The organism is Saccharospirillum salsuginis (assembly GCF_014651855.1).
Taxonomy (GTDB): domain Bacteria; phylum Pseudomonadota; class Gammaproteobacteria; order Pseudomonadales; family Natronospirillaceae; genus Saccharospirillum; species Saccharospirillum salsuginis.
Map to the genome: position 1 here is coordinate 63,395 of NZ_BMXR01000011.1, position 14,917 is coordinate 78,311.

Sequence of the window (14,917 nt, forward strand, 5' to 3'; positions counted from 1 at the left end):
TTTCCGCCTTGTTCCACGCACTTTGACTGTGCTCCTTTGTCACCGAATTTACCGCTTGGCCCACTAGCGTCGATTGTCGTCTATAGTACGGGCTGTAATTCGACGCGAGAGAGGCAGTCATGCGCCGTTTGAAAACCGGGCTGTTGGGGCTCTTGGGGGGTGTCTGGATCGGTGGCGCGGCACAGGCCGCGACCCTGCCCGGCCTCACACTGGTGGACCTTCAGGGCCAGCCCGTCAGCGAGGCCGTTCTGGTGCTGGAGGGCGCCGAGACGACCGCTCCCGAAGGCGAGCCCGGCGAGGCCATCGTCGACCAGGTGGATCTCGAATTCGTGCCGCGCGTGGCCGTCGTTCGCGCCGGCACCCGGGTGCGATTCCCCAACAGCGACGACACCCGCCACCACGTCTACTCCTTCTCCCCGGCCAAGACGTTCGAACTGCAACTCTACCAGGGCAACGAAGCGCCGCCGGTCGAATTCGACCAGTCCGGCCTGGTGGTGCTCGGGTGCAACATCCACGACTCGATGCGCGGCTACATCTATGTCGTCGACAGCCAGATCTACGGCGTCTCCGATGCCCAGGGGCGGATCACGCTGCCCGCCTACAGTGAGGGCAGCGCCGACCGGGTGACCCTCTGGCATCCGGACATGAAACAGAGCATGTCGCTGTCGTTGTCGGACCTGCGACAGGCCGGCGGCGAGACGCTCGAAATCCAATTGCCGTTCACTCTGCCCGAAACGGAACCTGAACCGGAAGGCTCGGGTCTGCGTAACAGGTTGCAGAGGTACAAGAACAATGGCGATTAGCTTTCGGACCAGCCTGCTGCTGATCTTCATCAGCCTGCTCGGGCTGACACTGGCGACCACCATCTGGGCGGTGATGCGCGCCACCGATGCCAATGCGCGCGCGAATGCCGCCCGGGAGCTGGAGGTGGCCGAGCGCGTGTTCGAAACCCTGCTCGATGAAAACAGCCGCCAACTGACCGATCGCGCCACCCTGCTCGCCGAGGACTTCGCCTTCCGCCAGGCCATCGCCACCAACGAGGAAAATACCATCATCAGTGTGCTCGCCAACCACGGTGAGCGCATCGGCGCCGATCTGATCATCATGCTAGACCCGAGCGGCGATGTCCGCATCAGCACCCACGCCATCGGAGAGGATGTCGACAGCCTGCGTCAACACATTCGCACCGGCCAGTCGGCGTTCAGTGAACTGACCATCACCGAAGGCCAGCCCTATCAACTGGTGATGGTGCCGGTCGAGGCGCCGGACCTGATCGCCTGGGTCGGCATGGGCTTCGTCATGGATTCCGAGCTGATGAACGGGTTTCGCGACATCACCAAGGCCGAAGTCACGATGTTGTACCGGGATGACAACAGCGGCGCCATTCGCACCCTCAGTACCCTGAACGACAACCCCTTGTCGGTCCCCGCGCTCAGCGGGCGTTTCGCGTCTGCGTTGAACGTTGCCGCCAACCGACTGCGCAACGATGGCTGGCTCAGTCGCCAGAGCACCCTGATCAACAGCGCCGACCAGCAACTGGGCATCCTGATGTCGGTGTCGTTGCAGGAAGCGCTTGCGGCCTACACCAATCTGCGCACCCAGATGCTGGGCATCGCCGCCCTGGCCCTGGTGCTGGCCGCCGTGGCGACGGCGTTGATCGCACGCGGTATCACGCAACCGATCGATACCCTGGTGCGCGCGGCCCGGCGCATCGCTTCGGGCGATTACCGGCAACCGGTCGAACTGGATCGTAAAAACGAATTCGGTGTCCTAGGCGATACGCTGAACAGCATGCAGGACGCCATTCAGGACCGCGAACGGCACATCGCCTACCAGGCTCAGCACGACATCCTGACCGGCCTGCCCAACCGCGATCGCATGGCCACGCTGATGAACGAGCGCCTGAGCTCGGCGCCGGACGAACCCTTCGGCGTGTTGCTGATGCAGATCAGCAATTTCGATGCCCTGAGCGATGTCTATGGCGTCTCGGTCATGGACCGGGTGCTGCAACAGGCCGCCGAAAGGCTAACCCGGAACCGCCGGTCGGACGACCGCATCGGCCGGGTCGGCACCGATGAATTCCTGATCCTCGCCGAGCACCTGTCGCCGGCCCAATGCCGGGCCGTGGTGCATCAATACCAGTTGGGGTTCGAAGCGCCGTTTCATTGCGACGCCATCGAGATCAAGGCCGAGACCCGCATCGGCGTCGTGCACTGCCCGGAGCATGCCGATACCTACGAGGACATCCTGCGTCGGGCCCACATCGCCCTGAACGATGCCCGACACCATAGCCTCGCGTTCGCCTTGTACGAGATCGGCCGCGACGAGGTGCACCTGCGCAAGATCACCGTGACCCACCGCTTGCAGCAGGCCATCCTGAACGGCGGTTTCGAATTGCTGTTCCAGCCGCAGTACGACCTGCGCGCGGGGCGCATTCATTCCGCCGAAGCCCTGATTCGTTGGCAGGACCCGGAACTCGGCCGCATGTTTCCGGACGAGTTCATTCCGCTGGCCGAACAATCCGGCGATATCACCCTGATCACCGACTGGGTCCTGAACGAGGCGCTGCGCCAAATGGCCGCCTGGCAGGCGGACGGTCACGATCTCGGCGTCAGCATCAACCTGTCCGCCAGGGACGTGTTACAGGACGACTTTATCGACGGACTGATCGCCCGCCTGCGGCACGACGACATCCGCCGCGACGCCCTGATGTTCGAGATCACCGAGAGCGCCGTCATGGCCGACCCGGAACACGCGCTGCGCAACCTCCAGCGGTTGTACGACGCCGGCGTCAGCCTCGCCATGGACGATTTCGGCACCGGCTTTTCGTCCCTGTCGCAACTCAAGTCCATGCCCGTCCACGAGCTCAAGATCGACAAATCCTTCGTACTCAGGCTCGACGAGGACCGGGACGATCAGCGCATCGTGCGCTCCACCATCGAGATGGCGCATCACCTCGGCCTCAGTGTCATCGCCGAGGGCGTCGAGAACCGGGCCTCCCTGGCCCTGTTGTACGATATGGGTTGCGACGCCATCCAGGGCTACTACCTGAGCAAACCCAAAACCGCCAGCGAGCTGCGCGAGTGGCTGGCCACATTCGACCAACATCGGCTGGAGTCCCTGCATGCCTGACCGGAAAACACGGCTGGTGACCTTGATGCTGACCGGCCTGCTCGCCGGCCCCGCGTTCGGGGCCAGTAAAATCCTCGCCACCTCCGGTGCCGGCTCGATCGAAGGCGCCGCCGGCGGCGGCCTGGTGCCCTGGGCCGTCATCGGCGGCTACGGTTCCGACGGTGAATGGGGGGCGGCCGCCAGTCTCGGTCGGGTCGATGTCGACGACTTCCGACTCGGTACGGCCAGCGTCCTGGCCGGCGTGCACGATCGCCTCGAAGTCAGCTTCGCCCAGCAAACGCTCCAGGTCGAGCCGCTCGACGCCGTCATCGAACAACACGTCTACGGCGTCAAGACGCGCGTCGCCGGTCACCTGATCTACGGCCGACTGCCGCAACTCAGCTTCGGCCTGCAGCACAAGGTCAACCAGAACCCGGCCATCGCCACCGACGTTCTCGGCGCGAACAGTGCCAGCGGCACCGATACCTACATCGCCGCCTCCAAGCTTTATCTGCACGCCCTGTTCGAACGAGACCTCCTGCTCAACGGCACCCTGCGCTACACCGACGCCAACCAGACCGGCCTGCTGGGGTTCGGCAACAGCGGCGGGGAGGACCCGCAACTGGTCGGCGAGGCCAGTGTCGGCCTGTTCCTCAACCCGAACTGGGCCATCGGTGCCGAATACCGGCAGAAACCGGACCGGCTGGACGCGGTCGACGAAGACGCCTGGCGCGACGTGTTCGTCGCCTGGTTCCCGAACAAGCGGGTATCCGTGGTCGGGGCCTATGCCGATTTGGGGTCGATTGCGCTTTGGGACGATCAGCAGGGGTGGTATCTGTCGGTGCAGATCACGAATTAGGCTCGAAACCGTAGGGCGGAAGAGCGAAGCGATATCCGCCGAAAGACGCGACCTGTGGTTTACCCAGCGCCACCGTATGCAGCGGCAGATATCGCTTCGCCCGAGATGTCGGACCACTTCTGCCCTACACCTATTCACACCCATCGCCAAGCAGGAGTCATCATGACCAGACTCATAACCATCCTGATCGCCACCACACTCCTGGCCGCCTGTTCCACCCAGCCAACGGAACCGGACACCACCCTCTACAACCGCCTCGGCGGCCAAGCCGGCATCACCACCATCGTCGACAACCTGTTGTTCGAGATCGGTGGCAACGAAACCCTGATCGGTTTTTTCGCCGACACCGACATCGACCGCTTTCGCGAAAAACTCATCGAACAACTGTGCGAGGTCAGCGACGGCCCTTGCGAGTACACCGGTGACAGCATGGCGCAAGTCCACGCCGATATGGACATCGACAACCGTCATTTCGACGCCCTGGTCACCGACCTGATCACGGCCATGACCGAGGCCGGGGTGCCCACCGGCGCGCAAAACGATCTGCTCGCCCGATTGGTGCCGATGCACGACGAAGTCATCCATGCCGAGGAGCATCTGAACGGCGACGAACGCTGAAACCGGTGGAGAACCGCCGTCGAAGCGACTAAGGTTAGTGTGACAGCCATCACATAACACGAGGGACCCTCCCGTGGCCGAAGTCCGTGGACTCAGCGCTTGGATGAAAGTCATCGGCAAACTGGAACTGCCCTCCCTGAACTCCGTCGTGAAAGCCATTTGCGACCTCAGTGACGACGATGACAGCAGCGCGGACGATCTCACCCAGATCATCCTGCGCGATGCCGACCTCACCTCCCAGGTGCTCAAGGTCGCCAACTCCGTTCATTACAACCGGTCGTACACGCCGATCAAGACCGTCTCCCGGGCCATTGTCCAGATCGGGTACATCGACCTGCGCAACATCGCCCTGGCTTCGACCCTGATCGACGGTTTCCTCGGCGGCAAGCCAAAGGAGCTGCTGATCCAGCGTCTGGCCATGTCCTTTCACGCCGCCGTCCAGGCCCGGGCCATCGCCCGCCGCTTGAACGGCAACGACCACGAGGAAGTCTTCATCGCCGCACTGCTGAGCAATGTCGCCGAACTGGCGCTACTCGCCACCGGTCGGCCGGCGGCGGAACACTTCGTGATGCAGCGCGACGAACGCCCTCAGGATGAACACTCGCTGGCGCTGGAACACCTGGGGGTCGGCATCACCACGCTGAACAAGGCGCTGATCAAGGAATGGGGGCTGGGCGATCTGGTCATGAAGGCCGCCGAAGGTCACACGGCGCCGGGCGGCCGGGTTCTGGCGGTCAATCTGGGGGTGTCGATCAGCCAGAACATCATGAAGGGCATGAACCACCCCGACATGCGCAAGCTGTGTCAGGACGTGGGCCAGCTGACCGATCAGCCGGTCAACCAGGTGCGCGAGAACATTCTGCTGATGGCCGAGGAAGCCTCGGCCGTCGCCGCCACCTACGGTGCCGACCGTCTGTTGCCGGCCTTGCCGGACCGGGACAGCATCGAGCGGGCCGACGGAGCACCGGAAAAGACCGACTACGATTTCCAGCGCTACATGAACCGGATGAGCCAGATGATGATGGAAGGGTTCGACGCCGCCGACATCATGCAACTGGCTGTCCAGGCCGTCTATCGCGGGTCCGGCGTGGCCCGTGTCTGCATCAACCTGATGTCGCTGAAGGAAAAGCGCATGGAACCGGCGTACGTCGCCGGCGAAGGCGCGCGCGAATGGCGCGCTACACTGAAACTGGACCTGAACCGGCTGCACAAGGAAGAAACCCTGCACGACTTCCTGCGGCACCAGGAACCGACCTGGTACAGCCAACAGCAGAGTACCGGTGCGACCGGCGTGTTGGCCGGGGTCGCCCGCGGCGGAGACAGCATGCTGGCTCCGGTCCGGGCACGCGACCGTCTGGTCGGCGTTTTCTACGCCGATGCCAACGGCAGCGCCCTGACCGCCCGACAGTTCGAGGAGTTTCAGCTGGCCGCCAACCAGCTCAACATGTACCTCAGGTTTTACACCCAGAAGAGCGGCAAAGCCTGAGGTTTGTCGATTTGGCATGAAACGGCGGAAACCCGGCTTCTATGGGTGGATTCAACCAATATCGCGAGCACAAAAGCCGAATTTTGGCCCTGATGGCCTGACCTTCGGACGTACCATGACTCCAGCAGTATCCAAACAGAACTCTAAACTGCCGTTAAAACAGGCCGTCGTCGTGTGCCCCCGATCACCGATGGCGAAGCACTGTTGGAGGAATACCCATGTCCCGGAAACCCCTCAGTTTTGCCACGCGCGCCATTCACGCCGGCTATAACGCCAGCGACAACGATGGTGCCCTGAACCCACCGGTCTACATGACGTCGACCTACTGTTTCGACTCGGTCGAGCAGGGCGCCGCCCGTTTCGCCGGCGAGGCCGAAGGCCACGTCTACAGCCGATTGTCGAACCCGACCCAGGCCGTGCTCGAAGAACGGCTTGCCAACCTCGAGGATGCCGAAGCCGGTCTCGCCACCGCCTCCGGCATGGGCGCCATCACCGCCGCGCTGTGGACCCTGGTCGGACCGGGCGACACCGTGCTCGCCGATGAGACGCTCTACGGCTGCACCTTCGCCTATTTCGAACACGGCCTGAAGCGGTTCGGTGTCAACGTCCGCTTCGTCGACTGCACCGACCTCGACGCCGTCGCCAAAGCGCTGGACGAGACCACGCGCGTCGTCTACTTCGAAAGCCCGGTCAATCCCAACATGCGGGTGATCGACATCGCCGCGGTCAGCCGCCTGGCGCACGGCCACAACCCGGACATCCAGGTCATGGTCGACAACACCTACTGCACACCGGCGCTGCAACGGCCGCTGACGCTCGGCGCCGACCTGGTCGTGCATTCGGCCACCAAGTATCTGGGCGGCCACGGCGACCTGATCGCCGGTGCCGTCGTCGGCCGCAAAGAGATCATCGACCAGATCCGCCTGTATGGCCTCAAGGACATGACCGGCGCCGTGATCTCACCGATGACCGCCTTCCTTATCCTGCGCGGCCTGAAAACGCTGGAACTGCGCATGGAACGCCACAGCGACAACGCCCAGGCGCTGGCCGAATGGCTGGTGAAGCATCCGGAGGTCGAGTCCGTCTACTTCCCGGGTCTGCCGGATAGCCCATACCACGCCCTGGCAAAAGACCAGATGGCCCGCCCCGGCGGCATGATCGCCCTGGAGTTGCGCGGCGGCTTCGATGCCGGTGTGCGCTTCATGAACCGACTGAAACTGGTCAAGCGCGCCGTCAGTCTGGGCGACGCCGAAACCCTGTGCCAGCACCCGGCGAGCATGACGCACTCGACCTACACCCCCGAGGAACGCGCCGAACACGGCATCAGCGAAGGCTTGGTGCGGATCTCGGTCGGGCTGGAAACAATCGGGGATGTGATCGCGGATATCGAGCAAGCGCTGGCGGGTTAACCCTCGTTTGCCGGACCGGGATTTCCCGGTGAGAGCGATTGCGCGGCATCCCGGAATCGCTGCGGTGTCGTCGACTCGTACCGCTTGAAGGCGGCATAGAAACGACTGTTGGTGCTGAACCCGACGGCCAGGGCAATGTCCAGTATCGGCCGCCGGGTATCGGCCAGCAACGCCTTGGCGTGGTTGATGCGCAGGCGGGTGATGTACTGCTTGATCGACGTGCGCATGACCTTTTTGAACCGGTTCATGGCGTAGTTGGGGTGCAAACCGACCCGACGGGCGATGTCGTCGACCGTCAACGGCGTGTCGTAGTGCTGGGCGATGGTGTCCAGCATGACGCGAACCTGTTCCAGGCCGGGGTCGTTGCGACGTTGCGGCTGCGGTGTGTCGTCGTCGGGTGTCAACAGCCGGGTCCAGCCGTAGCGCGTGGTGCGCTTGAGCAGGGTCAGAATCTCATCCGACACCAGTTGGACAAGCCCCGCATCCTGTCGCTCGAAATCGCGGATCAACATCGCCAGATGATCCGGAGCGAGCGGGTAGGGCGCAGCGGACATCATCACCGCACCGCGGATGACATCGTTGAACAGCGCCTCGTCCAGCGGCCAGATCAGGAACTGCTGAATCGGCACATAGGCGATCATCATGCGTCGACACCGATGAGCCTCGACCATCCGATGCGGCACCGCCGCCCAGAACACCCCGAGGTGATTCGCCGGCAGACGGAAGCGTCGCCCGTTGATCCGGTACTCGACGTCATCGTCGAAGGGCAGGTTGATCTCCACATGGCCATGCCAGTGGTGATGGCGCATGACGGCCGGGCGGCGCTCTTCGATGAAGATCCGGCCCGGGTGGTAATGGGCTCCCAGTGAGTGGTCCTCGAACCCCTCGGCCTGGCTTTCGGATTGTCGAGCGATGGGTGTCACCACCGATGGCCTCCTCTGAACAAACAACCCGATCTTAGGAAACGGGAATAGACGTTCAGAATACGGGAGGAACCGGCGCCTGTCAGCGCCTAGCATGATCGTTATCGAGCCAACCGGTTCTCAGGGGCGTATCGCCCCGGACCGATCACGCGAGGACAGGATCATGCAAGACGGGTTTCATCTGAAAGGACGCCACAGCAGTGTCGTGGTGAGCAGCGACGACGGTGTACCGGCGATTGTCTACTGGGGTGAGGCGTTACCGGCTTCTCTGGACATTCAGGAACTGCTTCTGGCCACCAGCACACCGCATCCGGCGGGTTTTCTGGATGACATACCGCCATTGAGCCTGGTGCCGGAACTGGGGCGCGGTTTTCAGGGCGAAGCCGGCTTGATCGGCCACGCCGACCGGCACCGTTGGGGTGGCCAGTTCGAGCTGACCGCGAGCGATCAGCCGGACAGCGACACCCTGATCCTGACCTGCCGCGATGCGCGGGCCGAACTGACCCTGGTGCTGACGCTGGTTCTGGATGAGGCGACCGACGTCCTCTCGATCGACGCGGCGCTGACCAACGACGGGGAGACGGCGTACCAGCTGGATCATCTCGGCGTATCGCTGCCGTTGCCATCCGAAGCGGACGAACTGATTACCTTCCACGGCCGCTGGATCCAGGAGTTCCTGACCCAGCGGATCGACTGGCCGACGCACAAGGTGGTGCGCGAAAACCGGCGTGGCCGCACCTCGCACGAGAGCTTTCCGGCGATGATCGCCGGTGAGACCGGCTTCGGCGAAAACCGGGGCCAGGTCTGGGGGCTGCACTTGGCCTACAGCGGCAACCACCGGTTGGTGGCCGAAAAATTGATGGACGGCGCCCGGCACATTCAGGCGAGCGAATGGTTGTATCCGGGTGAACTGTCGCTGGCGCGGGGCGAGACCTATCGGACGCCGACGATCCATGCCGCCTGGTCCGGCCGGGGGCTCAACGGTCTGTCGCAGCAATTCCACCGCTACCTGCGCTCGAACATCCTGGATCTGGATGTGCGCCGAAAACCGCGCCCGGTCCACCTGAATACCTGGGAAGGCATTTATTTCGACCACCAACCCGAACAACTGCTGGAGATGGTCAAACAGGCCGCCGCCGTCGGGGTCGAACGCTTCATTCTCGACGATGGCTGGTTCGGCAAGCGCGACAACGACAAGGCCGGGCTCGGCGACTGGTTCGTCGACGAACGCAAACATCCGGGCGGTCTGGGCTATCTGATCGATGCGGTTACGGCGCACGGCATGGAATTCGGGCTCTGGTTCGAACCGGAAATGGTCAATCCCGATTCGGACCTGTTTCGCGCCCATCCGGACTGGATTCTGCAAGTCGACGGCTACGACCAGCAACTGGGCCGCAACCAGTACGTACTCGACCTGTCGAAACCGGCCGTCTTCGACTACCTGCTCGAACGGCTGGACGGGCACCTGTCGCACTACGACATCCGTTACATCAAGTGGGACATGAACCGCGACCTGACCCAGCCGGGCAGCGACGGCATCGCCAGTGTGCACAACCAGACACACGCTGTGTATCGGCTGCTGGCCGAGCTTCGCCGACGGCACCCGAACGTCGAGATCGAAAGTTGCGCCTCCGGCGGCGGCCGCATCGATTTCGAGATCCTGAAACACACCCAGCGCGTCTGGACCTCGGACTGCATCGACGCGCGCGAGCGCCAGCGCATTCAGTACGGTTACTCGCTGTTCCTGCCGATGGAGATCATGGGGTCGCACATCAGCGAGAACCCGGCGCACACCACCGGACGCCGGCACGGTCTGGGCTACCGGTTGATCACCGCCCTGTTCGGGCACATGGGGCTGGAACTGGATGTGGTGAAGCTCACGCCAAACGAGCAGGACGAGGTGCGCGCCCTGGTCGATCTCTACAAACGGCACCGCACCCTGCTGCACACCGGAGACTTCTATCGCCTGGACATTCCCGACCCGGCGCTGCAGGGCTACGGTGTCGTCTCCGAAGACCGGCAGCAAGCCGTGTTCGCGGCCACGACTCTGTCGTTGCAGGAGCAGATGCTGTTGCCGCGCGTTCGGCTGGCCGGTCTCGACCCGGAGCGGAATTACCAGGTGTCGTTCTGGATTCCCGCTGAGGCTCAGGGGCCGCGTACAGCTCCCTCCAGGTTGGAGGAAGCGGGCGGAGGTCTATTTTCGGCCCGGGTGCTGATGCAGGCCGGATTGCAGTTGCCGGTGCTGAACCCGGAGAGCGCCATGCTGATCGAACTGCAGGCGGTCTGATATGTCGTGGACCCGTCCGGCGGACGGTGTCCAGGTCCCACTGCGACTTCTGGTTTTATATTGAATGTGCAATCAATAACCCGTAGCCTCCCCGTTCCGATTAAGGACATGAGGATTTTCATGCACGTTAGTAATAAAACCCTGGCCGGCGCCATCGCGCTGAGCTTCAGCCTGCCGGCCGTCCAGGCCTCCGTCACCGTCGAGCGCGGTGCCACTCCCCTGCAAAACGGCGACGCCGTCGCCGACACCGACATCCAGTTGCGCAACGACCATCTGGTCGCCTCCATCGCCGTCGATTCGGCGCCGCCCTGGGGCGTCGCGCCCGGCGGCATCATCGACGCCGCCCCGGTGGTCGATGGTGAACCGCTGCGCGACAAGGTGTCGCTGATCGATTTTATCCCCAACAACTGGTCCAGTTGGCCAACGACTTACCAGAATTTCGAGATCGTCGAAGACGGCCCGGAACGCGCCGTGATTCGGGTCGTACGCGACTGGGAAGCCGTGGTGCTGACCACGACCTACACGCTGGACGCGGGATCGGACCGCATCCGGGTTGTGACCGAAATGGCCAACGACGGCGACAAGGCCTACGCCGAAATTCTCTCCGGCTATGTGATGTGGCCCGACGGCGGGCATCTGTTCGGCCCGGCCGGCATGCACGGCACCGAAGCAGGCCCGACCGATGCCGCCTTCGCCGACTGGTCCGCCGCCTATGACGAAGACTGGGGCTTCGCACTGCACGCCCCCTACATGAACACCATCGATTACGAGGCCCGCGATCTGTACCTGAAGCACGACCTCGCCGCCGGCGATAGCCGGGTGTTCGAAGGCTGGGTACAGGTGATGCCGGACGGCAGCATCGCCCGCGCCGTGGATGCCGAGATCGACCGGTTGAATCACCCGGCCGGTGCAATCGACGGCTTCGTGACCACCGAATCCGGCAAGACGGTCACCGATCCGGTGGTCGTTGTGGAAAAAGACGGCGAACCCTATACCTGGGTCATGGGCCGCAATGGTGAATTCGAACTCGACCTGCCGGCCGGCGAGTACGACCTCTACGCCACCGCCGAAGGCTATGCCGACAGCGCTCACCGCACTCTGACGGTCGAGGCCGACAGCCGCCGGACGGTCCGGTTCGACGACCTGAAAGCGCCGGGCACGGCCCGCATCGAAGTGACCGACGGTCACACCGGCGAACCGCTGGACGCGCGCCTGACCATCACCGAGGGGCAGACGCCTCTGGTGGGCTTCCTGGGCCAGAAGACCTACTTCACCGAGTTGAACGACATCGGTGTTCGCGAAGTCGAGATCGCACCCGGCGACTACGTCTTCGAAGTGGCGGCCGGTAAGGACTTCCTGGCTCAAGCCGCGAATGTGGAGATTTCCGTGACCGCCGGGGCAGCCCAAACCACTGAGGTGAGCATCGAACCGCTGACCGCACCGAATAGCCGTCGTTGGTACTCGGCCGATCTGCACCACCATTCTGACGTGCTCGATGGCTTCTCCACGCCGGAATATGTCGTGCGCTCGCAATTGGCCGCCGGTTTGAACCTGACGTCGCTGATGGATCACGACACCACCGAAAACCTGGCGGAAACCGCCGCCTTGTCGGCCGGCCGGGACGTGCCTTTCATCCCGTCGATCGAGATTTCGGCCTCCTGGGGCCACTTCAATCCCTATCCGATCGATCTGGACGCGGAATACACGATCAATTCCGGTGTGGCCAGCGTGCAGGACATCATCGACCAGCGTGATGCGCTCGGGGCCGACGCCATTCAGGTGAACCATCCCTACATCAAGTACGGGTACTACACCAACGTCGAGAACGACACCGCGACCGGCGGTTATTACCCGCGTTTCGATCTGTTGGAAGTGAATGCCGATGGCGAATTTGAAAAGACACTGCGCAAAGCCTGGGACCACTGGACCGAAGGCGAACGCATCTACCTGAGTGCCGGTTCCGACGTGCACGACGTCTGGAAACATCGCTCCGGTGCCGTTCGCGCCTTCGCCAAAGTCGGCGGTGAAGTGGACGCGCATAACTTTGTTCAGGCCTTGCGCGACGGCCATGCCTTCGTCAGCTTTGGTCCGCTGGTGTACCCGGACGTCGATTTCGGTGACGACCTGACGGTCGCGACCGGTGAACGGGTCACGCTCGGGTTTGATCTGGAAGCGGCCAACGGATTGAAGTCCATTCAGTTGATCAGCGACAACGGCGACGTGATCGCCGAGCGCAATTTCGACGGCGAACCGATCGCGGCTCGTGCCGAACTGGGACTGACCGCGAACGAAGACACCTTCGTCGCGGTGATTGTCGAAGACGCGGCCGGTAAAAATGCCTATTCCAACCCGATCTGGATCGACGTGATGACGCATCGGGCCGCCCCGGACGCGTAAGACTCTTTGACCGTAGGGCGGAAGAGCGACAGCGATATCCGCCGTTCCAAACCGGAGCCGGTGGATGCAACCTGGCAACGGGTCAAATGGCAGATATCGCCTGGGGCTCTTCTGCCCTACACGACGTCAAAAAAAAGGGGCCTGATGGCCCCTTTTTTTCATTAGATCAATCTACCTCATTTGATCCAGTATTTACCCCAATGGGTAATGTCATACGCAGACGAAGCAGCGGCCGCCGAGAAACTCTGAACACTGGGTTCGGTCTCTTCTTCAGCGGCTTCGATTTCCTCATCGATCACCCAGGTCGAATGCGCGAACACGGAGGTGACAAACGCAATCGCGTCGGCATTCACTTCCAGTGCCCGCAGGTTCAGGTTATCGATGTCGTCACACTCGGCATGGTAGCAGGGGTCGAAAGCAACGCCAGCTTCACCGCCGTAGATCTCGGCCTGTTCTTCGGTCTTGATCTGTTCCGCGCCGGTGAACAAACCGCCGAAGGCGATGTCGTTGAGGAAGAACTCGGCGTAGTCGGAGCGGAAGCTGATCTCGGAACCTTCAAAAGGCTCGCCGCGCAGGTCGAAGTACTTCTCGAACATCGCCTCGGTCGCGCCCGAACCGGCCGGACCTTCCAGGCCGAACTCGGAGCCGTCGCCGTCATAGATGCCGTAGAAGGCATTGGGCGAGGCGATCATGTCGAAGTTCAAGTAGACCTTGATGCGGGCTTTCTCTTCATCGCTCAAGCGCTGCACATAGCTGGTGGACCCGACCAGGCCGGCTTCCTCCGCGCCCCACCAGGCGAAACGCACCTTGTTGTGTGTCTTCGCCTTGCGCATCAGATACGCCATTTCCAACAGGGCGGCGCTGCCGGAACCGTTGTCCTGAATGCCGGGACCTTCCTGCACGGAATCCAGGTGAGCACCGAGCATAACGACATTGTCGTCGTTACCCCGGCGGGTTTCGGTGATGACATTTTCCACGGTGCGGGTTTCACGCAGCACATCGGCCATCATCGACAGAACCAGGCCGTCGGTTTCCGACCAGGCGACGCCATTGTCGTAGGTCGCGAAAAACGCCGGAATGCCGCCGATGTAATCGGCACCCAGGGTGGCGGAGATCAAACCGGTACGGTCATCGCTGTTGCCCTGATTAAAGATAATGGCACCGACCGCGCCGGACGCCGCCGCGTTTTCCGCTTTTTGCGCAAAGGTACAGGCACCGCGCTGAATCAACGCGATGTTGCCCGCATTGAAATCGGCGAAATCCTCGATCTCGCAGCCGCTGGAGGAGCTGTTGTCCGGGCCGAGATCCAGGTCGACCGCCTGAACCGTGCCGGACACATTGCCCGCTTCGGTCTGGGACAGGTAATTGAAATCCTCCTGCCAGACATAATCGGTCGGCGTCGGCGACAAGGCCGACAGCTCACCATCGCCCAACTCGTAGAAGGCATTGAAATCGAACGCATCCCGCGTGACGCGATAGCCCATGTCGGTCAACTGCTGCACGACATAATCGACCGTTGCGTCATAGCCACTGAGACCGGAGGCGCGATTGCCCTGGTTCTCATCGGCGATGGTCTGGAAATCCTCCAGATACGTCAGGACGTTATCCGACTGCATGCATCGCGGCATCCGCACCGGAGACGCATGGCGAATGTTCCAGCACTCGAAAAAGTGCAGGTTATCGCCGCTCCAGTAAGCATCCAGGATGTCGGAGAAATAGGGGTGAGGTGAGGCCTGGGCCGGTGAGGCGGCCAGCAGGGCACCGGCCACGACGGATCCCGCCACGGCCAGCTTCTGAGCAGTGTGTTTCATTGTTGTATTTCCCTTT

10 protein-coding genes are annotated in these 14,917 nt (G+C 62.6%); 8 read left to right on the plus strand and 2 right to left on the minus strand.

All coding sequences use genetic code 11. The annotated features are described in order from the left end of the window. Nucleotides 1-119: 119 nt before the first annotated feature. The 6 genes from IE111_RS19315 to IE111_RS19340 all read left to right on the plus strand — a co-directional run bounded on the left by IE111_RS19315 (nt 120) and on the right by IE111_RS19340 (nt 7,483). Nucleotides 120-803, plus strand: coding sequence for a methylamine utilization protein (locus IE111_RS19315; RefSeq protein WP_189611880.1), 684 nt, complete (start codon nt 120-122; stop codon nt 801-803). Then, the gene (locus IE111_RS19320) at nt 793-3,132 is read left to right on the plus strand and encodes a putative bifunctional diguanylate cyclase/phosphodiesterase (RefSeq protein WP_189611882.1); all 2,340 of its coding nucleotides are present in this window, start codon (nt 793-795) and stop codon (nt 3,130-3,132) included. Before IE111_RS19315 ends, IE111_RS19320 begins: the two co-directional genes overlap by 11 nt. Continuing rightward, nucleotides 3,125-3,970, plus strand: a complete 846-nt coding sequence (locus IE111_RS19325; protein WP_229805446.1) for a DUF3034 family protein — start codon at nt 3,125-3,127, stop codon at nt 3,968-3,970. The genes IE111_RS19320 and IE111_RS19325 overlap by 8 nt, the downstream gene beginning before the upstream one ends. Before the next feature lie 162 nt (nt 3,971-4,132). Beyond that, complete coding sequence (locus IE111_RS19330) at nt 4,133-4,588, plus strand: group I truncated hemoglobin (RefSeq protein ID WP_189611884.1); 456 nt, start codon at nt 4,133-4,135, stop codon at nt 4,586-4,588. A 73-nt stretch (nt 4,589-4,661) separates the two neighbouring features. After that, a complete protein-coding gene (locus tag IE111_RS19335; protein WP_189611887.1) occupies nt 4,662-6,074 on the plus strand; it encodes an HDOD domain-containing protein in 1,413 nt (470 codons plus the stop codon). Nucleotides 6,075-6,292: 218 nt separating this feature from the next. Continuing rightward, nucleotides 6,293-7,483 (plus strand): methionine gamma-lyase, encoded by a 1,191-nt coding sequence (locus IE111_RS19340; RefSeq protein WP_189611889.1) that lies wholly within the window; start codon nt 6,293-6,295, stop codon nt 7,481-7,483. On the opposite strand, the gene melR is transcribed toward IE111_RS19340, so the two are convergent. Continuing rightward, nucleotides 7,480-8,406 carry a transcriptional regulator MelR gene (gene melR / locus IE111_RS19345; protein ID WP_189611891.1) on the minus strand — a complete coding sequence of 309 codons (927 nt, stop codon included), beginning with the start codon at nt 8,404-8,406 and terminating at the stop codon, nt 7,480-7,482. The genes IE111_RS19340 and melR overlap by 4 nt on opposite strands. A gap of 163 nt (nt 8,407-8,569) precedes the next feature. On the opposite strand from melR, the gene IE111_RS19350 reads away from it, so the two are divergent. Next, the gene (locus IE111_RS19350; RefSeq protein WP_189611893.1) at nt 8,570-10,693 is read left to right on the plus strand and encodes an alpha-galactosidase; all 2,124 of its coding nucleotides are present in this window, start codon (nt 8,570-8,572) and stop codon (nt 10,691-10,693) included. 120 nt (nt 10,694-10,813) lie between these two features. Beyond that, the gene (locus IE111_RS19355; RefSeq protein ID WP_189611895.1) at nt 10,814-13,090 is read left to right on the plus strand and encodes a CehA/McbA family metallohydrolase; all 2,277 of its coding nucleotides are present in this window, start codon (nt 10,814-10,816) and stop codon (nt 13,088-13,090) included. 176 nt (nt 13,091-13,266) lie between these two features. On the opposite strand, the gene IE111_RS19360 is transcribed toward IE111_RS19355, so the two are convergent. Then, complete coding sequence (locus IE111_RS19360; RefSeq protein ID WP_189611897.1) at nt 13,267-14,901, minus strand: M28 family metallopeptidase; 1,635 nt, start codon at nt 14,899-14,901, stop codon at nt 13,267-13,269. Nucleotides 14,902-14,917: the final 16 nt, after the last annotated feature.

Bases quoted from the DNA above. Each gene is read 5' to 3' on its own strand.
- IE111_RS19340 (WP_189611889.1), top strand. From the start codon at position 6,293: ATGTCCCGGAAACCCCTCAGTTTTGCCACGCGCGCCATTCACGCCGGC.
- IE111_RS19360 (WP_189611897.1), bottom strand. From the start codon at position 14,901: ATGAAACACACTGCTCAGAAGCTGGCCGTGGCGGGATCCGTCGTGGCC.
- IE111_RS19350 (WP_189611893.1), top strand. From the start codon at position 8,570: ATGCAAGACGGGTTTCATCTGAAAGGACGCCACAGCAGTGTCGTGGTG.
- IE111_RS19325 (WP_229805446.1), top strand. From the start codon at position 3,125: ATGCCTGACCGGAAAACACGGCTGGTGACCTTGATGCTGACCGGCCTG.
- IE111_RS19320 (WP_189611882.1), top strand. From the start codon at position 793: ATGGCGATTAGCTTTCGGACCAGCCTGCTGCTGATCTTCATCAGCCTG.
- IE111_RS19315 (WP_189611880.1), top strand. From the start codon at position 120: ATGCGCCGTTTGAAAACCGGGCTGTTGGGGCTCTTGGGGGGTGTCTGG.
- IE111_RS19355 (WP_189611895.1), top strand. From the start codon at position 10,814: ATGCACGTTAGTAATAAAACCCTGGCCGGCGCCATCGCGCTGAGCTTC.
- IE111_RS19330 (WP_189611884.1), top strand. From the start codon at position 4,133: ATGACCAGACTCATAACCATCCTGATCGCCACCACACTCCTGGCCGCC.